This is a genomic window from Paenibacillus sp. FSL R5-0810, from assembly GCF_038002285.1.
Lineage (GTDB): Bacteria > Bacillota > Bacilli > Paenibacillales > Paenibacillaceae > Paenibacillus_AQ > Paenibacillus_AQ lactis.
On the sequence record NZ_JBBOCF010000001.1, the window covers coordinates 1,470,087 to 1,487,806 of the forward strand.

The 17,720-nt window shown below is 49.4% G+C and carries 18 protein-coding genes and 1 pseudogene; 15 read left to right on the forward strand and 4 right to left on the reverse strand.

What is annotated here, in order from left to right; all coding sequences use genetic code 11:
* Positions 1 to 95: 95 nt before the first annotated feature.
* Entirely contained in the window at positions 96 to 1,223 is a 1,128-nt protein-coding gene (locus tag MKX76_RS06665; protein WP_007128237.1) for a GntR family transcriptional regulator, read from the forward strand.
* Between the two features lie 158 nt (positions 1,224 to 1,381).
* On the opposite strand, the gene MKX76_RS06670 is transcribed toward MKX76_RS06665, so the two are convergent.
* Together MKX76_RS06670 and MKX76_RS06675 are read right to left on the reverse strand one after the other, a co-directional pair.
* Positions 1,382 to 1,507, reverse strand: a complete 126-nt coding sequence (locus tag MKX76_RS06670) for a sporulation protein YjcZ (protein ID WP_198031543.1) — start codon at positions 1,505 to 1,507, stop codon at positions 1,382 to 1,384.
* 46 nt (positions 1,508 to 1,553) lie between these two features.
* On the reverse strand, positions 1,554 to 2,336 hold the full coding sequence (locus tag MKX76_RS06675; protein ID WP_007128236.1) for a helix-turn-helix domain-containing protein: 783 nt from the start codon (positions 2,334 to 2,336) through the stop codon (positions 1,554 to 1,556).
* Between the two features lie 250 nt (positions 2,337 to 2,586).
* Here MKX76_RS06675 and MKX76_RS06680 point away from each other — a divergent pair, with 250 nt between their 5' ends.
* The 5 genes and pseudogenes from MKX76_RS06680 to MKX76_RS06700 form a co-directional block, all read left to right on the forward strand.
* Positions 2,587 to 4,047, forward strand: coding sequence for a sulfatase family protein (locus MKX76_RS06680; protein WP_040738222.1), 1,461 nt, complete (start codon positions 2,587 to 2,589; stop codon positions 4,045 to 4,047).
* A gap of 90 nt (positions 4,048 to 4,137) precedes the next feature.
* The gene (locus MKX76_RS06685; protein WP_007128234.1) at positions 4,138 to 5,127 is read left to right on the forward strand and encodes a formylglycine-generating enzyme family protein; all 990 of its coding nucleotides are present in this window, start codon (positions 4,138 to 4,140) and stop codon (positions 5,125 to 5,127) included.
* A 75-nt stretch (positions 5,128 to 5,202) separates the two neighbouring features.
* On the forward strand, positions 5,203 to 5,778 hold the full coding sequence (locus tag MKX76_RS06690) for a TetR/AcrR family transcriptional regulator (protein WP_040738221.1): 576 nt from the start codon (positions 5,203 to 5,205) through the stop codon (positions 5,776 to 5,778).
* A gap of 274 nt (positions 5,779 to 6,052) precedes the next feature.
* On the forward strand, positions 6,053 to 6,916 hold the full coding sequence (locus tag MKX76_RS06695) for an NAD(P)-dependent oxidoreductase (RefSeq protein ID WP_007128232.1): 864 nt from the start codon (positions 6,053 to 6,055) through the stop codon (positions 6,914 to 6,916).
* 121 nt (positions 6,917 to 7,037) lie between these two features.
* Positions 7,038 to 7,970: pseudogene (locus MKX76_RS06700) on the forward strand (NAD(P)-dependent oxidoreductase); the annotation flags it as partial.
* A gap of 118 nt (positions 7,971 to 8,088) precedes the next feature.
* On the opposite strand, the gene MKX76_RS06705 reads toward MKX76_RS06700, so the two are convergent.
* Positions 8,089 to 8,520 (reverse strand): N-acetyltransferase, encoded by a 432-nt coding sequence (locus MKX76_RS06705; protein WP_007128230.1) that lies wholly within the window; start codon positions 8,518 to 8,520, stop codon positions 8,089 to 8,091.
* Positions 8,521 to 8,809: 289 nt separating this feature from the next.
* Here MKX76_RS06705 and MKX76_RS06710 point away from each other — a divergent pair, with 289 nt between their 5' ends.
* The 8 genes from MKX76_RS06710 to MKX76_RS06745 all read left to right on the forward strand — a co-directional run bounded on the left by MKX76_RS06710 (position 8,810) and on the right by MKX76_RS06745 (position 15,604).
* The gene (locus MKX76_RS06710) at positions 8,810 to 9,559 is read left to right on the forward strand and encodes an ATP-binding cassette domain-containing protein (protein WP_034273169.1); all 750 of its coding nucleotides are present in this window, start codon (positions 8,810 to 8,812) and stop codon (positions 9,557 to 9,559) included.
* Positions 9,556 to 10,779 (forward strand): hypothetical protein, encoded by a 1,224-nt coding sequence (locus MKX76_RS06715; protein ID WP_007128227.1) that lies wholly within the window; start codon positions 9,556 to 9,558, stop codon positions 10,777 to 10,779. Before MKX76_RS06710 ends, MKX76_RS06715 begins: the two co-directional genes overlap by 4 nt.
* Positions 10,772 to 11,152, forward strand: a complete 381-nt coding sequence (locus MKX76_RS06720; RefSeq protein ID WP_007128226.1) for a DUF3796 domain-containing protein — start codon at positions 10,772 to 10,774, stop codon at positions 11,150 to 11,152. The genes MKX76_RS06715 and MKX76_RS06720 overlap by 8 nt, the downstream gene beginning before the upstream one ends.
* Positions 11,153 to 11,162: 10 nt before the next feature.
* A complete protein-coding gene (locus tag MKX76_RS06725; protein WP_007128225.1) occupies positions 11,163 to 11,363 on the forward strand; it encodes a helix-turn-helix transcriptional regulator in 201 nt (66 codons plus the stop codon).
* A gap of 349 nt (positions 11,364 to 11,712) precedes the next feature.
* Entirely contained in the window at positions 11,713 to 12,918 is a 1,206-nt protein-coding gene (locus MKX76_RS06730) for an outer membrane protein assembly factor BamB family protein (RefSeq protein ID WP_341033254.1), read from the forward strand.
* Positions 12,919 to 13,473: 555 nt separating this feature from the next.
* On the forward strand, positions 13,474 to 14,250 hold the full coding sequence (locus MKX76_RS06735) for a TerC family protein (RefSeq protein WP_341033255.1): 777 nt from the start codon (positions 13,474 to 13,476) through the stop codon (positions 14,248 to 14,250).
* 131 nt (positions 14,251 to 14,381) lie between these two features.
* The gene (locus MKX76_RS06740; protein ID WP_040738121.1) at positions 14,382 to 14,975 is read left to right on the forward strand and encodes a YdeI/OmpD-associated family protein; all 594 of its coding nucleotides are present in this window, start codon (positions 14,382 to 14,384) and stop codon (positions 14,973 to 14,975) included.
* Positions 14,976 to 15,106: 131 nt separating this feature from the next.
* Positions 15,107 to 15,604, forward strand: a complete 498-nt coding sequence (locus MKX76_RS06745) for a DinB family protein (RefSeq protein ID WP_007128221.1) — start codon at positions 15,107 to 15,109, stop codon at positions 15,602 to 15,604.
* A gap of 257 nt (positions 15,605 to 15,861) precedes the next feature.
* On the opposite strand, the gene MKX76_RS06750 is transcribed toward MKX76_RS06745, so the two are convergent.
* Positions 15,862 to 16,767, reverse strand: coding sequence for an AraC family transcriptional regulator (locus MKX76_RS06750; RefSeq protein WP_028405112.1), 906 nt, complete (start codon positions 16,765 to 16,767; stop codon positions 15,862 to 15,864).
* 186 nt (positions 16,768 to 16,953) lie between these two features.
* On the opposite strand from MKX76_RS06750, the gene MKX76_RS06755 reads away from it, so the two are divergent.
* A complete protein-coding gene (locus tag MKX76_RS06755) occupies positions 16,954 to 17,691 on the forward strand; it encodes a glucose 1-dehydrogenase (RefSeq protein WP_028405111.1) in 738 nt (245 codons plus the stop codon).
* Positions 17,692 to 17,720 lie beyond the last annotated feature (29 nt).

Here is a 17,720-nt window from a genome sequence, read left to right on the forward strand (position 1 = left end):
GTGCAGCGAGTTTACATGCCGATGTTAGAAACGCTATAATTTAGCGTAACAAGCGAGATACGTGCAAGTACGTTAAAGATGGGATGAGAGCGAAGTTGACCAAAGACAATAAACCGCTGTACAGCGTTATGATGGACGAGCTGAAATCACAAATTGTTTCGGGCCGCTACCCTCCCGAATCCCAGCTGCCCACGGAGGCCGAGCTGAGCTCGGCCTTTGGCGTGAGCCGCATTACGACAAGAAGAGCGCTCGAAGAGCTCGAGCGGGAAGGCTTGATCTACCGGATTAAAGGAAGCGGGAGCTTCGTCAAACCCAGGAGCCGCGGGCAAGATGGAAGAGAGGAAGGCACCGGAAAAATGATCTCCCTGATCCTGCCCTCGGAGGATGACCGGGGCACGATGGGGTACATTCGCGGCGCATCGGACTGGCTGAATGCGAATGGCTACTACTTGAGCATTCATCAAAGCGATTACGACTCCCAGAAAGAGCGGGATCTGCTGGAAATGCTGACGCGAAAAGGAATAGCGGCAATCATCCTGTATCCCAGGAACGATCAGACGAATTATGATATCCTTCACCGGCTTACGCTGGAGGACTATCCGATCATTACCATTGATAAATATTTCGACAGCCTTCCGCTCGGAGCGGTCGTATCAGACAACTACAGCGGCTCGTACCAGGCGGTATCCCGACTCATCGAGCTCGGCCACCGCAAAATCGCATTCCTGACGGCTGTAAGCATTGAATCTACTTCCTCGGTCCGGGACAGGTATTTCGGCTATTGCCAGGCGCTTAAGGATCACGGGATTCCTCTTGACAGCCGATATATTTGGCTGAATATGAAGGGATACCGGGAACAAGTCGGCGCGGAGCGATTCTATAACGAGCTGCTTGATTCCTACCGTGCGGAGGGCATCACGGCCGTTCAGACCGAGAATGATCTTATCGCCGCCAACCTGCTGAATCTCTGTCTGGACAGAGGAATCCGTATTCCGGAGGATATTTCGATTATTGGGTTCGACAACAATCCGGTCACAGAGCATGTCATCATACCACTGACGACGGTTGAACAAAACTTTTATGAAATCGGACGCCAGGCCGCCGAGATTATCGTGAACTGGCTGGAAATGGGCAAGCAAGCCTCGGGCAAAATCCTGGTGCCGGTCAAGCTGGTTGAGCGAGGAACAACGGCTGTTGCGCCGCGAAGCGGGCTCCCCGATTAGAGAGGATGAAGGAAATCTCTTTCAGCACGTGCGATCCTATGTATTAGTCAGGCAATATTTCCACATCTTAAACTTTGTATATGCCAAGAACCCGCGCGATAATGATCGGCGGGTTCTTGGTGCTTGCCGAGCCTATGCTGTGAGTTTAGGTTTCCCTATTAAACAATGCCAAAACCAAAGGAGCTAGCAATGATAACCAGAAGAATAAAGAGAACCAGGATTGCTCCTATGGAGTAGCCTCCGCCATATCCGTTTACTTCACCCACAAGGAAACCTCCTCTCATCTCCGAATACTTAATACTATGTTTAGGTTGATATGTTTGATTGGGTTTAAAGCAAGTTGTGTTGTTGTACATAGTCTGAGGGCGAGAAACCGGTGTGTTTTTTAAACATCCGATAAAAATAGGAAGTGTCGTAATAACCCAGATAGTCTGCGATATGTGTGATGCTCATGTCCGAGTGAATCAGCAGGCTGCAGGCTTCCTGCACCCGCAGCTGGTGCATATATCGAATCGGAGATTGACCGTGCACCTCTTTGAAAAGGGCTGCGGCATAGCTCGGAGAGCGATGGATTAATCTCGCCAATGCATCGATTTCTATCGATTCGCGATAATGCTCCAGCAGATAGGATTTGATGGTATCCGCGTAGTTTCGTTTGCTGGGCGCAAGCTCAGTCTTTTCGAGCTCACGGGCCAGCATCCCGATCAGCTCCTGCATGATGCCTTGACAGATCATCGTGCGGTAGCTTTTGCCGCCCCGCATTTCCTCGTATAATCGCTCGCAGCGGCGATAGGCATATTGAATATGCGTAAGGTTGAATTTCATGAATTGCCCTGCGTCCAGAAATGGAATTCCAGTTGGCTCTTGGCGATCCAGCGTAAATAGAATCGTATGCTTCTGATGCGGGGTATCGTTCCAATTGCCGCCGCTTCTTCTGGTAGACTGAGGGATAAAGAGCACGTCTTCTTTTTCCGCAATCACTTCTTCTCCGTTGATCTCGTATCTTACCTTGCCTGCTCTTACTACAACAAGGACGTTGTATGCAATCGTCTCCAGCTGTGTCCGCCAATTTGGGATGTAATCATCAAAATTCACGCTCATCAATTGGAACACATTCGAGCACCTCGCAGTGATTTTATACCTATAGCCTAGCATATTTATACTTGCTTTGAGTAGAATTTCGTTCGCTTCTATGATCTTCTTGTATGAAAATTGGAATGGAATCGTACACCAAACCAGCGAAATGTACATCGACTCCGCATGCATCGCGGCCTATAATTTCAAGCAACGACACATTGACCATTTTATTTGTAGCTTCAACAAGTCGGAAGTGGATAACGAAGAGGAAGGGAACGATGTGGATATGAGAGTATTGCTGCTGGATTTGGATTCAACCAGACCGGATCATCTCGGCTGCTACGGTTATCATCGCAATACATCGCCCAATATTGACCGGATTGCTGCGGAAGGCGTACGTTTTGACAATTACTATACCTCGGACGCGCCATGTTTTCCTTCAAGAACGGCATTAATGACCGGCAAGTTCGGCATACATAACGGCGTCGTCGGTCATGGGGGCACGGCTGCCGACGTGCGGCATGAAGGCATTGCCCGCGACTTTCACGACAAGCTCGTAACGGAGAGCTTTCCCGCAATATTCCGCCGGGCCGGCATGAAGACGGCCTTGATCAGTCCGTTCGGAGAACGCCATTCGGCATGGACCTTTTATGCGGGCTTCAATGAAATCTACAATACCGGTAAGAGCGGCATGGAGTCTGCCGAAGAGGTATCGCCAGTCGTTCTGGATTGGCTGGAGCGCCATGCGGATGAGGACCAATGGATGCTATACGTGAATTTTTGGGATCCGCATACACCGTATCGTGCTCCCCAGTCGCTGGGAAATCCCTTCGAGCATGATCCTCTGCCTGCTTGGATTACGGAAGAGGTGCTTCAGGAGCATCGGAAGAAGGTTGGCCCGCATGGAGCAAACGAAATTAACATGTATAATAGTGAAGTATCCCCCAAATATCCGCGACATCCAGGGGAGATCAAGTCGATGGAGGATTTGCGGATGATGGTGGACGGCTACGATTGCGGCATTCGCCATATGGACGAGCATATCGGTGCGATCTTCGAATTGCTGGAGAATAAGGGAGTCATGGATGATCTGGTCATTATCATTACTGCGGATCATGGCGAGAACATGGGGGAGCTTGGGATTTATGGAGAACATGGTACGGCGGATCAGGGAACGTGCCGCATTCCGATGATTATCCGGGGACCTGGGATCAAGAAGGGAATTACGGACCCCGCGCTTCATTATCATCTGGATCTACTGCCTACGATGGCGGACTATCTGAACGTCGCTCCGGCTGCAAGCTGGGACGGCATCAGTTACGCCGATAGCCTGCGGACAGGGCAAGGGAGCGGCAGAGAGTATCTGGTCGTATCGCAATGCGCCCATGTTTGTCAACGAAGCGTTCGTTTCGGAGAATGGCTCTACATTCGGACCTATCATGACGGCTTTCATCTGTTCGACAAAGAGATGCTGTTCCATATTTCCGAAGATGTCCATGAACAGCATAACCAAGCGTCTCAAAGACCGGAGCTTTGCAGGGAAGCGGTCTATCTGCTGAATGAGTGGCATGATCAGATGATGTCCACGATGCCGTTTGACGTGGATCCGTTGTGGACGGTCATGAAAGAGGGGGGACCTTACCATGCCAAAGGTCATCTGCCGCGATATATTGAGCGCTTAAAGAATACAGGCCGGGGAGAAGCGGTACCGGAGCTGATGCGACGTCATCCTCGGGAGTTTGTATAATAGAAAACGATGTTGCAGTGAATGGATGCAGGATAACCGCTCTAATATGGTTGTCCTGTTCTCTGTATCAAGGATTAGGAGGAATCGAGCGTGGGAGAACATCATTCTTGCTGTACGGGATCCAGAGCGAACGTTCAGCTTGCGGAAGCCGATCGGAATGAACAACCTGTCATGGTGCGTGAAAGCCTTGACCATAAACCGTCTCAAGCGGATGTTCATACGGACATGATAGCAATCCCTGAGGGGACGTTTATGATGGGCACGAATTCGAAAGAAGGCTTCCCAAGTGACGGTGAAGGGCCGGCGCGGAGCGTTACGGTTTCCGGATTCGAAATTTCGCCGTATGCCGTAACGAATAGGGAATATCAACGCTTTGTAGAGGACACCGGTTATGTAACGGAAGCTGAGAAATTCGGATGGTCGTTCGTATTTGAACTGCTGGCCTCAGATGAGACCAAAGCTAAAGTGACGCAGGTTCCGCAAGAAGCGCCTTGGTGGCTGGTGGTGGAAGGCGCTTACTGGGCTGCACCCGAGGGAGCAGCCTCGACTCTCGAAGGCCGGATGGACCATCCGGTGGTACATGTCTCGTGGAATGACGCCATGGCGTATTGCGAGTGGGCCGGCGTGCGGCTCCCGACGGAAGCGGAATGGGAATATGCCGCGCGCGGGGGGTTAGAGGACAGGACCTATCCATGGGGCGATCTGCTGAAGCAGGATGGAGAACACGAGTGCAATATTTGGCAGGGCAAATTTCCGATCAAAAACAACGCCAGCGACGGGTATATCGGGACGGCGCCCGTTGATGCCTACAAACCGAATGGTTACGGATTGTATAACGTGTCCGGCAATGTGTGGGAATGGTGCGGCGATTGGTTCAGCCCGTCCTATCATCAACAAACATCCGCCAGTAACCCGTTCTACGCAGAGCCAACCGGCAGAAGGTCTATGCGCGGGGGCTCGTACCTGTGTCACAGATCCTATTGCAACCGGTACCGCGTGGCAGCCCGCAGCGGGAATACGCCCGACAGCTCGACGGGCAATTGCGGTTTCCGAGTTGTAAGAGATTCCTTGCCTCGATGATAGAAAACATGCTACAATTCGAATCGAAACAGAAATGTTTTGTTTAGTATGCACAAAGAAGGCAAGGTGAAGGAAATGGTACGCGCTTCAGCACGCCAGCATATTCTTAACGTGGCATCAGAGTCGTTCTACCGCGAAGGCATTCGTTCCGTTGGGATCGATACCATTGTTGAACGAGCCGGTGTGAGCAAAGCCACGCTTTATCGTCATTTCCCGACCAAGGACGATTTAGTTATGGCATACCTCCAAGAACAGGATCATATCAATTGGGAGCACTTTGACGAAGTGATCGCCGAAAAAGAGGGAAAACCTAAAGAGCAGTTACTGGCTTTGATCGATGCGACGATCGAGATGCTCGAGCCGGGTTATCATCGAGGCTGTCATTTTCTAAATGCTCTTGCTGAATTTTCCGAAGAAGATCACCCTGTCCATTTACTCGCCGTAGAGTACAATCGTGCCATACGTCAGCGTTTATCCCGTTTGACACAGTTGGCCGGTGTGAATGACGATACATTGACAGATCAACTGATGCTTGTCATTAACGGCGCGTTGTCCTCCGTTTCGGTTTATGGATTCTCGGGACCTGCGGCACAGCTTAAGGCGTTATCTACACATTTGATTGAATTATATCTTGGTCAAACGAACGAATAGATTTAACCACGAACCTAAAGCGAGTTAACGGCTTTAGGTTTTTTTTGCGCCTTAAATTGACAGGGACATGAACGAACGGGGCTGAAGGGGATAAAGGATATCGCACGGATAAGCAATCAAGCCTTGCATCATTGGGATGGAATCTTCCCTTTCCCATAGACTTTCCCATAGACATGGAAGAAATATCTTGACACGATTATGAACCGTGTTGTATTGTTTTCTCAAACGAAACAAAACAGTTTCGTTTCACTAATGGAAAATTGGAGGAATTTATATGAGTGATGTAACAGTGATCGGTTTAGGACCAATGGGTACCGCCCTCGCACAGGCGCTGCTCCGAAATGGTCATCGCGTTACCGTATGGAATCGGACGGTTGAAAGAGCAGAAACTCTCGTCAGGGACGGGGCAATTCTAGCTCCCAATGCAGCTTCTGCTGTAGCTTCCAGTCCGGTAACGATCGTCTGTGTAGCCAATTACAAGATCTCTTACAGCGTGTTGGACACACCTGAGGTTACGGCAGCCCTCGCCGGCCGAGTGTTCGTGCAGCTAAGCACGGGGACTCCCCAAGAGGCTAGAGATAATGCAGCATGGGCACGGGAGCATGGAGCCGATTATCTGGATGGGGCCATCCCCGCCACACCACCGCAAATTGGAAGACCGGACACGACAATTTTTACATCAGGCTCGAAATCGGCTTACGAGAAAAGTGAGGCCCTGCTCAAGAGTCTGGCTGGAAACGTTCCCTACCTGGGAGAAAAGGTCAGCGCAGCATCCACAACGGATCTGGCATTTCTGTCTACGCTATTCGGTTCCATGATGGGATTCTTTCATGCGGCGCGCATCATTGAATCCGATGGCCTGCGCGTAGATGAATTCGGGTCCATGATCTCTGCGATCTCTCCAGCAATGGGAGAAATGATCAAATACGAAGGGGATATGATTCAATCCAATACGTTTGATCAGCCGCAAAGTTCACTTAACACCTGTTTGGTAACCGTAAAAATGTTCGTGGAGCAAGCGCGGGAGGCGGGAATCAACGCTGAGTTTCCAACATTCGCCCTGGGCCTCTTCCAAAAAGCTGTGGATTCAGGTTATGGGAACGAAGAGCTAGGCGCGCTTGTCAAAGTGCTGCGTTAAGTGAAATGAAATGTTTGTACTTGCATGGAAGCACTCTGGGTTGAGATCAAAAATAGGGGAACACTCGCCTAAGTGGAAACAAAACCGTTTTGTTTGATTAGTATATTTAAGGAGGCTATGTTGTATGAATCAAAATGATCAACGATCAAAACATGAAGCGACGTCAGCAAGGGAACGTAACCGTCCATCTGTAACCATAATCGGTCTGGGCCCGATGGGCCAAGCGATGGCAGCCGTATTCCTGGATCGGGGCTATGAGGTAACCGTGTGGAACCGGACTGCCGGCAAATCGGACGCTTTAGCAGCTAAGGGTGCCATTAAAGCGTCTAGTGTTGACGAGGCGATAGCTGCGAATGATTTAATTATCCTCAGTCTCACGGATTATGACGCGATGTACGCGATCCTAGAACAGGCTGCAAGGGACTTGAGCGGTAAAGTCTTCGTCAACCTGAGCTCAGACACTCCGGAAAAAGCCAGAGAGGCGGCGAAGTGGCTCGAAGCGCGCGGAGCACGCCACCTAACGGGCGGCGTACAGGTCCCGCCATCGGGTATCGGCAAAGCGGAATCCTCAACATACTACAGCGGTACAAGAGAGGTTTTTGATGCCCATAAAAAGACGCTTGAGGTCCTGACGGGGGCCGACTATCGGGGCGAGGATCCGGGGCTTGCAGCGCTGTACTATCAGATTCAGATGGATATGTTCTGGACCTCCATGCTCAGTTATTTGCATGCCCTTTCTCTTGCAGGCGCGAATGGCCTCACGGCTGAGCAGATCCGCCCCTATGCCATTGAGACGATGAAATCACTGCCGATGTTCATCGAGTTCTATACGCCTCGGATCGATGCTGGCGAGCATCCAGGGGATGTAGACCGGCTCGGCATGGGCGTGGCGAGTGTCGATCACATTGTACATACGAGCAAGGATGCCGGCATCGACGCATCCCTTCCCGCAGCTGTCTTAGAGGTGTTCAAGCGAGGTGTGGCTAATGGTCAAGCGGGGAATAGCTTCACCAGTCTGATCGAAGTATTCAAGAAGCCCGCTCCATCGGCCTGAATAAATCCCAATTGTTTAAACCCACTGATCACTCAGGATCAGTGGGTTTATTTGATGGGTTCCATTCACGCAGATCAGCGAATGAAGCGAAGAAGCATTTGAAGGGGAATATACCCGATTAACGCTCTTCCCAGGACATGACGTATTCCGCATGACCGGTATCCTCATCAACCGTTTCTTCAACAACAGAAAAGCCGTGGCGGGAATAAAAACGAAAGGCGTTCTCATTCTCTTTATACACTTTAAGCTCGAGCTTAGGGCCGCGTTCCTTGACGGATTGAAGCAGGGCCAACCCATACCCCTTGCCTTGCTCGCGAGGATGAACGAACAAAGCAGCCAAGGCATGTTGAACGGTCGATATAAAGCCGACTATTCCGGCTGCTTCTTCCAGCACATACGTTTCGGCCATTGGTAAATACACGGACCGCATGTCCTTTTCTTTGGACTCCCAGTATTCCTGGGGAATGAAGTGGTGGGCCTCTTTCGAGGCAGCCAGCCAAATGTCGATAACGCTGTCCATATCGTTATCCGTCATCAATCGAATCTGCATATCGTATTCACTCCAGTATAAAACATCGTATTTTAGGACACATGCCCCGTATTGTAAAACCTTTCCTGCACCGTGTCAAACCTGGAAGCCATTTGACCATCTGCATAAAAGGTGATATATTTATCACATAAAGAGACAAATAAATCACATCTGAGAGGAATGATCGGGATGAAAATGGTTCTTCGTATCGGGATGGGCCTGCTCTGGATCGGGATTGGCATTCAACGTATTATCCAACAATCGTATCCGCTGGCTCTATTATTTCTAGCAGGAGGCGTTCTATTTGTTTATGCAGGCTGGAGAAGTTGGAAATTCCGCAATCAATGACGGGAAGCAGCAGCAGCATTTGTTAAGCATGACCGGACTTTGCGCCTGGTACCGGACGGAAACGGACGCCGTCATTTCGAACCTTCATTTGGAAATCGGCCCTAATCAAATCATCGGTTTGGTAGGATTGAACGGAGCCGGCAAGAGCACGTTGATCCATGTTCTGAGCGGCATTCACCGGCATTATTCGCTTGAGCGGCTGAAGTGGAGGAACGAGGATGCATCGCTGACCAGCCTTGCGTTTAAGCGAAACCGGTATACCGTGTTTTCGGAGGACGAATCGTTTGAGTATTTCACGTTCGAGGAATATGTGAGACATGTGTTCCGGTCCTACGGACGAGAAGTTCGTCACGATACCTTGGATGAACTTGTTGAAGGATTCAACTTTCAGAAATACCGGAACGCGTTCTTGGGCCAATTATCGATGGGCAGCCGGAGGAAGGCCTATCTGATCACGGGATTTGCACTGCGTCCGGAGCTGCTGCTGCTGGATGAGCCGGTCAACGGGCTGGATTTTGAGAGCACGGAGTTTTTGTACCGGTTGATGAATGAATACAGGAGCTATGGGACGATTTTGTTTTCTTCCCACGTACTTGAGAGCCTGTGCTTAACCTCGGACAGCATCATCATTTTGGAAGCCGGATCAATCCGTCACACTTTCCTGCAAGGAGAGATGGATCCCGAGCACATTAGAGGTGTACTGAACAAGTGATCTCGACATTTCATGGATTCGCCAAAAAGCTCCTCGGGGCGCGTTACGACCGATTGTGGAAGCATGCCATAGCCTTAGCCGCGATCTTTGCGGCGCTGAGCAGCCTGGATCGCCATTATGAGGTGTCCTTGCTCGTATTTATGACGGCCATAACCGTATTTACGTTTGGTATCGTACTGAAGACCTTGGCATCGGACGATAACCGGAGGAAGCTGAAAGGAGCGTTCATGCTTCCATTTGCGCCAGGCATGTTCAATGCAGCCTATTTTTATGCGGTTGCTCTATACACCCTGGTTACCAAGACTTCGTACATTCTCGTATTTTACATGGCATTTTCGTCCTTTACGGCTATTTATATACCGGCATTTCTGCTTAGCTTTTTGAATGCGGGCCTGACTGCTTTCGTAATATTCGCCCAGATGAACAGCGGTAAAAGGATAACTGCCAGTCTCTTGCTGCTCATCCAAGCAGCCCTCTGTCTTCTCCCCGAGCCGTCCTATCGGTTGACGGGACTGCTGATCAGCACCATCCTCCAAGGGCTCGTGCTGCATCGGACGGATTCTTACCGATTCTACAAGGTCTCGAGGATGAAGGATAACCAAGCGGCACCGCTTCGAAGCTCTTCGTTCCTGCGGTACATTGTACGGTATCTAATCTCGCATAAAAGCTATTTATACAATACGCTGGCGTTATGTATATTTGCGGGTTTCATGGCGTTTATGCTCGAGCAGATGCATCTGGACTCGTGCCTGCCGCTCGCATTTGCGGTTCTGTCCTTTAACACGCCGATCGGCATCCTGCTATCGAGCAATCGCGGGCTGCACCGGAAGATCCAAATGCTGCCAGGCCAGCTTCAACGTACCGTTGTTCCGTATGGTCTGTTTATATTGACCGTAAACCTGTTCATCTACATGATCTTCTTAGTCTCCTGGCTTCTATTTCATGGGTCCGTAGAAATCGTGTATTATGTAATTAGCATCGTATTTGCCGCCCAGTCCGCCATTGCAGCCGTTTGGCTCGAGTGGAAATATCCCGTGCACAAATGGCGGGTGGAGAGTGACTTATGGCACCATCCCCGCAAATATGCCGTTCCGCTGATGATGTGCCTGCTGGCAGCCGCGGTGATGAGCATGGATGCAGCCGTATACCTTATCGCTCTGCTGGTAGGGATCGAGGTGGCGTTGATTTTTAACCGCAGGAGAGGAATCAGGAATGTATAAGGGACAGAGGAAGCGTTACGTACGGATTGGAAAGCACGGTTGGCTGCTCGGTTTATTGGGGTTTAACGGACTGCAGTATTTTAAGACCCATGATCCAGCCATGTTGTTTTACTTTAGTTTTTTTAGCTTTTTCAGTTTCTATTTCAATGGGAAGCTGGCAGAGGAGATGCCGGATGAACGGTATTACATGAATGCTCAGAAGGCGAGGTCCATCACCATGTGGGTGCCGGCCGCATGTTTGTTTATCATTGGAATGGGCAGCATGTTCGCCTTCGTAACGAGAGAATTCATGATTATCGTGAGCGCAGCGGGTTGGGCAGCTACGTTTCTGACGTATTCCATAACTTTTTATTATCTGGATAAATATTGTTAGGTGGATGCCCATGGAACCATTCAAATGCAATTTGAAAAAGTACAGGCAGTTAGCGGGAATGACCCAAGATGAGCTGGCGGGCAAGGTAGGGGTTCGCCGAGAAACCATCATCCGTCTGGAGGCGGCAAAATACAATCCCTCCTTAAAGCTGGCGATTGATATTTCCCGTGCAGTTGGAGCGCCCATTGAGGAGCTGTTTATATTCGACTAAACATACGATGATGCATTTGATGGGCCATAGCATCAGCAAATGCGTCATTTCGTACGCCTGTGTAAAAACCAAATGGTTCTTGAAAAAACTAATTAGTCATAATACAATAACATGTATCCATAAAGCGGATGGTCGTTTCGTCTCACAGGGCGGCTCAGCTTGTTAAGGTTTCTCCAGCCCGTTATCCCTGTTGTGAGACCGATCCAGTTACTTCCTAGTTTCGTTGAATGCTGAATATGGAAGGTTTTAAATAATTTTCGATATTTTGGATTTTATAGGATTATTATGCAACCTTTTGTCTTATCTAGCGTCTGGTATATGTATATCTAATCATAGGAGGAATACATCAATGAATATGAATCGTAAGAAAACCGTTTCTCGTCTCGTCGTAACAAGTATGGCAGTGGCTCTTCTCGCATCGCCGATTTCTTCCATTTTGCCGGGGCAGGGACATGTAGCTTCTGCTGCGTCAGCTGAGGACAAGTCTTCCTATAATCTGAAACCGATGTGGACGAAGACGCTGGGAGATCCGAGCAAGATCAGCCCCCAAACCACATTAATTAAGAACAGCCTTTACTATTCCGTCGGGAAGAAATATATTGCTTTTGACGCGTCGGCAGGCAAAACCCGCTGGACGTATCCTGCGACCGCGGTCTCGCAGACCGTCACAGACGGTAAATCGGTATGGTTTACGGATGCGACTGGCCGATTGATCAAGCTCAATGCTGCAACAGGGAAGCTGCAATGGAAGGTTAAAACCCAATCCCAGCCAGCTAAGAAAGAAAGCTATGTGAATCACAGCTTGCATGCAGCCGATGGTGTGATCTATGTCGGGGATGCGTTCGGACTGACGGCCTACAACGCATCAAACGGAAAGGTGAAGTGGAAATTGAAGGGCGGCGCCCATGGGTACAAACTGCTGCAAACAGGCAAAATCCTTGTTGCAACCACGACTATCGACGGTGCTTTGACCACGAGCGGGTTACAGGGAATCGATCCTCAGAACGGCAAAGTAAAATGGACACAAAACGACGGTGACCATCAGGACATTCTCTTCTCGAATGACAAATCGTTCTATTCGCGAGACGTAACCGAGGGCATCGATGCCGGATATGCAGCTAACATCAATGAAATTAGTTTGACCAACGGAAAAATTATGGCTACCCGATCCTACATACCGGTGGATTTCGTGGAAGATCAAAGTGCATCGGATGTCGTATCCGATGGAGAGTATTTCTATGTCATTGAAAAGTATGATGAGACTCAAAAGAAAGCTGTGGTCTCCCGCTTCAAAACAGACAGTCCTTCCAAATCCGAGCCGGAAAAAACTTATTCGTTTGAAGCGAAAGTGACCGAATGGTCCCTCGGCGATTCGGGCATCGCCTATGTAAGACTTGAGAACGGCAAGCTGCTAATGCTCGATACGAACAGTGGACGTACGCTGGCCTCCGCTCAATACAAAGGCACACCATTGCCGACGCTCATCGGACAAGACGTGCTTGTCGTTCAGCATGGCGGGCAGATCAGCGGTGTGAAGAAACCTGTTGCTCAGTAACATATCCCTCAACACCAATAGCTGACGAGCCAGACTCATTTCAGGTTAGCTTCTTCATGCAGCAGCCGCTAAACACAAGGTTCCTTGCGTTTAGCGGTTTTTTTCGTATCCAAAAAAGCGGTAATGACATGGATCTTCTTCGATGCATGCCGCGATGCTCGGATGGAAAGAGAGAGTTGGAATGTTTACACATGAGCTCACGATTTCTGCGACTTTGTATCCAAATCCGTTCTGGTTCTTTTATATCAACAGTCACTATGAATAGCGGCAGGCTGTTGGTATACTATCTTTAGCCGAAATGGACACTAACAATAGATTCATCAACGGATAGTGTAGCGGGTGGCAATTTTTATGAAAGGTGATGAGATTTCTACGGAGCATGAATGATAAAACAAACGAAAAATGAATGAAACGAGACGTTAAATGACAACGTAAATAGCGAAAGGGGATACGGGAAACCATGTAAGTCGGAAAATCCCCTTTGCTTCAATGCTTGGAGGTTAAAAGCAAGAAGCTTGTCATGACATTCTAAACATCAGAGAGGGGAAGTAACTGTTGGAGTCACTTTGGTTGGAGTATGTATGGGCATTACTAATTCTTATTGGATTGGAAGGCTTACTATCTGCGGATAATGCCCTCGTTCTGGCGGTAATCGCGAAGCACTTACCGGATGACCAGAAGAAGAAAGCCATCAATTACGGAATTATCATGGCTTTTGTTTTTCGTTTCGCCGCCCTGTTTGCCATATCATTTATTGCGAACGTTTGGCAAATTCAAGCGATCGGGGCTGCTTATCTGCTGTACCTTGGCTTAAAACATATAATCAAAGCGCGTTTTGGCAAGGAAAACAAGAACATCCGCGAGGATATAAAGAAAGATGCTGCGGGCAAAGGCTTCTGGCCTACCGTAGGTAAAATTGCTCTTGCTGACCTCGCCTTTGCGATTGACTCCATTCTTGCTGCAGTGGCTTTAGCGCTGGGCCTTCCGGATTCGCCGCTTGGAAATTTCGGTGGAATGGACGGCGGAAAATTTATCGTTGTCCTGCTTGGCGGCATCGCCGGGCTCATCCTGATCAAATTCGCGGCGACATGGTTTGTTAAGCTGCTTGCTCAACGGCCGGCACTGGAGACCACGGCATATGCCATCGTAGCATGGGTTGGGGTCAAGCTCGTCGTGATTACATTAGCTCATGAGGATATCGCTGTGCTGGATCATCATTTTCCACATAGCACAGCCTGGACGTTGATCTTCTATGGTGTATTGGTGGCGATAGCCCTTCTCGGTTGGTTTGCGCCTGCGAACAAAAAACAATCACAAGCCGATCCACTCTAGGTTAACTCTGAGCTTCACTATATGAAATGACAGATGGCCATCCAGTAAAGGGTGGCCATTTTACGCAAACGATGAATGATCATTCTTGTCGATCGGCGGATCGACGAATTTGAAGGGGGGGGGGCTCCATCGTGACAACTCGAAATCTGAATCCAAAGGTCGATGAATTCGTAAGTAAATCCAGAAAGTGGAAAGAAGAATATGAAAAGTTGAGAGCCATCGTTCTTGACTGTGAGCTGACCGAAGATTTTAAGTGGATGCATCCTTGTTACAGCTTTAAGAATAAGAACGTCGTTTTAATCCACGGATTTAAGGAATATTGTGCACTGCTGTTTCACAAAGGCGCCTTATTACAGGATGCCCACGGAATTCTCATCCAACAAACGGAAAATGTGCAGGCGGCGCGTCAAATTCGGTTCACCAATGCACAAGAAATCGATGAGTTAGAACCCATCTTGAAATCTTATATATATGAAGCGATTGAGATTGAAAAGGCCGGTTTGGAAGTCAATTTTAAAAAGACGGATGAATACATAGTTCCTGAAGAGTTTCAACTTAAGCTCGAGGAAATCCCTGGCTTGAAAGCAGCATTTGAAGGCTTGACGCCCGGACGTCAAAGAGCGTATCTTCATTATTTCTCCCAACCCAAGCAGTCTAAAACCCGTGCGTCCCGGGTCGAAAAATATGTACCGCAAATCCTTGATGGAAAGGGATTAAACGATTAGGATATACGATTAGTTCATCTTTCCGATTCTCGCGGACTCTCATTGAGAACTGGAAAAGATCCGACCCAATCCATGATGTTCACCCGAGCGGGTTTATAGTATGCTTGCTATATAAGGAGGAGAGGAAAACAATGGTAAAACAATTGATTGTGGGAGACGCGAAGCAAGAGTTGAGTGCTACACGCCGCATTCTGGAGCGCTTGCCCGAAGAGCATATGTCGTGGAAGCCGCACGAGAAGTCCATGACGCTTGGCGGATTGGCCACGCATCTGATCAACATCCTCAACTGGCAAATTGCCATTTTTCAGTACCCTGAATTCGATCTTGCAACCGTGCCGCTTCGGCGGGAGGCTTTAGAAAAACGCGATGACGTGTTGGAAGAATTCGACGCAAACGTCGTCAAGCTTGATCAGCTGTTAGCCGAATGCGGTGAGACGACGCTCGGCGAGGAATGGACCTTGCGAAACGGCGACCATATCATCCTGCGCCAGCCTCGGGCTATCGCGCTTCGCACCTTCGGTATCAGCCATATGGTTCACCACCGGGCGCAGCTTGGGGTATATTTGCGGCTCCTTGATATTCCGGTTCCGGGCTTTTACGGTCCATCCGCCGACGAGTCAGTAAAATGAATGAAGATGCCTCGTGAAGTCGCGGGGAATCGGCATATGCTGCCGGCGATGATCTCCTCCGCTCCTTAGTACAACAGAGGGAAAATACCAAGGAAGATTTCCGTTTATCACGAGACATCGTGGCAAGTAACAGCGGCCCGAAAAGGCAATCTATTCGATTGGAGTAGATTGCCTTTTCTTTTGTTTTAAGGTCAAATGAATGTCATGAAAATTGGCTTAAAATGGCTTATGTTTCGCGCAGTGCTTATGACTATCACTCATATCGAATCCCGTAGCTCCTGAATATCCAGCATGGGCGGCCGTCCGTACATACGGGCATATTCGCGGCTAAACTGCGATGGGCTCTCATAGCCTACGCGGAAGGCGGCTTCGGAAATTTGCACGGCCTCGGTCACCATTAGTCGGCGGGCTTCTTGCAAGCGCAAGCTTTTCTGATACTGCAACGGGCTCATTGCCGTGACGCGTTTGAAGTGTTTATGGAATGCAGACGTGCTCATGTTGACGGATTTGGCAAGCTGCTCAATGACAAGCGGACGGTCGTATTGCCGGTTAATCATCTGGATCGCCTGCGCGATATTGTGTGCATGGCTGCCGATCATAGCAAATTGATAGATAAGCGAGCCGTGTTCACCTTGGAGGATGCGATACAGAATTTCGCGGATGATTAGCGGTGCCAGGAAAGGAATATGATCTGGCTCGTCCAGCAGCTGCATGAGACGAACCATGGCTTCGAGCAATGGTGGAGACGTGCGATTTACGGTTATGCCGCGGGAGGCTTCCCTCAGCGAAACAACGGAGGGGCTCGTCTCTTTGACAATATCCAAGATGACGTCCGCATCGAAGCTAAGTTTTAGGCTTAAATACGGAGTTTCGGGCGTAGCCTCAATGATTCTTCCGATGATAGGCAATTCGACGGAAGTCACCAGATAGGTCGATGGATCATATCGATAGGTTTCATTGGCCGTTGTCGCTGTTTTTGCCCCTTGCGCTACGACGCATATCGATGGCTTATATACGGATTCCATCGGCTGGGACAGTTTTGTAGCATGCATCAACATCAACGACGGGATCGGCGTCAAATGTGTCCCGGTTGACGGAGCGTGGCGGCATATCAAACTCGCCAATTGCTGCAAGACTTGCTCCTTGCGGAGTAATTCGTCCATAGTCACGTATTCCTTTCCAGATCAGTCGGAGTGTATTGCTTTTATCATATCGAGAATGAAGAGAATTAGGCAAGGATTGAATAGATATGTTCTAACGGCATAAGCCATTGATTCCATATAATGAGTTCACAGGGTCAATCCAGTCGGGTTACCGGCAATAAAATGAAGGTAAAGGTGTGAACAAATATGAGTTTACATGGAAAAGTGGCAATCGTTACCGGGGCTTCACGGGGAATCGGACGGCAGATCGCGATCCAACTGGCTGCGTCCGGAGTGAAGGTGGTCGTCAATTATTCCTCGAATTCAGGGAAAGCGGAGGAGGCTGTTCAGACCATTGAGGCATCCGGCGGGGAAGCTGCAGCGATTCGTGCCGATGTCAGCAAGGTAGGAGAAGTTGAAACGTTGTTCGCGGAAACGCTTGAGCGGTTTGGACGCCTGGACATTCTGGTTAATAATGCCGGCATCATGGAGTGTACGGCGATTGAGGACGTGACGGAGGAGAGCTTTGACCGGCATTTCGCGATCAACGTGAAGGGAACGTATTTCGCTTGTCAACAAGCGATGAAGCATATGGAGCAGGGGGGAACGATCATTAACTTCTCGACCTCCATCTCAGGTGGGATGCTTCCGACGTACAGCGTGTACGCTGCTACGAAAGGAGCAGTCGAGCAGTTGACCCGCCAATTGGCCAAGGAATTCGGCGCAAGAGATATCGTCATCAATTGCATAGCGCCGGGCCAGGTATCAACTGAACTTTTCTTAAGCGGCAAGTCACCAGAGCTAATTGATTCATACCGCCGAATGAACGCATTCGGACGACTGGGCGAACCCGGAGACATTGCCAATGCGATCGAGCTGCTTGTCAGCGACAAAGCCCGGTGGATAACAGGACAGACGATCCGCATTAATGGCGGATTTAATTAAGAAGCTGACGGGGACAAGACACAAGTCCC

Bases quoted from the DNA above. Each gene is read 5' to 3' on its own strand.
- MKX76_RS06670 (WP_198031543.1), bottom strand. From the start codon at position 1,507: ATGAGAGGAGGTTTCCTTGTGGGTGAAGTAAACGGATATGGCGGAGGC.
- MKX76_RS06680 (WP_040738222.1), top strand. From the start codon at position 2,587: ATGAGAGTATTGCTGCTGGATTTGGATTCAACCAGACCGGATCATCTC.
- MKX76_RS06690 (WP_040738221.1), top strand. From the start codon at position 5,203: ATGGTACGCGCTTCAGCACGCCAGCATATTCTTAACGTGGCATCAGAG.
- MKX76_RS06695 (WP_007128232.1), top strand. From the start codon at position 6,053: ATGAGTGATGTAACAGTGATCGGTTTAGGACCAATGGGTACCGCCCTC.
- MKX76_RS06705 (WP_007128230.1), bottom strand. From the start codon at position 8,520: ATGCAGATTCGATTGATGACGGATAACGATATGGACAGCGTTATCGAC.
- MKX76_RS06710 (WP_034273169.1), top strand. From the start codon at position 8,810: ATGCAGGCTGGAGAAGTTGGAAATTCCGCAATCAATGACGGGAAGCAG.
- MKX76_RS06720 (WP_007128226.1), top strand. From the start codon at position 10,772: ATGTATAAGGGACAGAGGAAGCGTTACGTACGGATTGGAAAGCACGGT.
- MKX76_RS06725 (WP_007128225.1), top strand. From the start codon at position 11,163: ATGGAACCATTCAAATGCAATTTGAAAAAGTACAGGCAGTTAGCGGGA.
- MKX76_RS06730 (WP_341033254.1), top strand. From the start codon at position 11,713: ATGAATATGAATCGTAAGAAAACCGTTTCTCGTCTCGTCGTAACAAGT.
- MKX76_RS06745 (WP_007128221.1), top strand. From the start codon at position 15,107: ATGGTAAAACAATTGATTGTGGGAGACGCGAAGCAAGAGTTGAGTGCT.
- MKX76_RS06750 (WP_028405112.1), bottom strand. From the start codon at position 16,767: ATGGACGAATTACTCCGCAAGGAGCAAGTCTTGCAGCAATTGGCGAGT.
- MKX76_RS06755 (WP_028405111.1), top strand. From the start codon at position 16,954: ATGAGTTTACATGGAAAAGTGGCAATCGTTACCGGGGCTTCACGGGGA.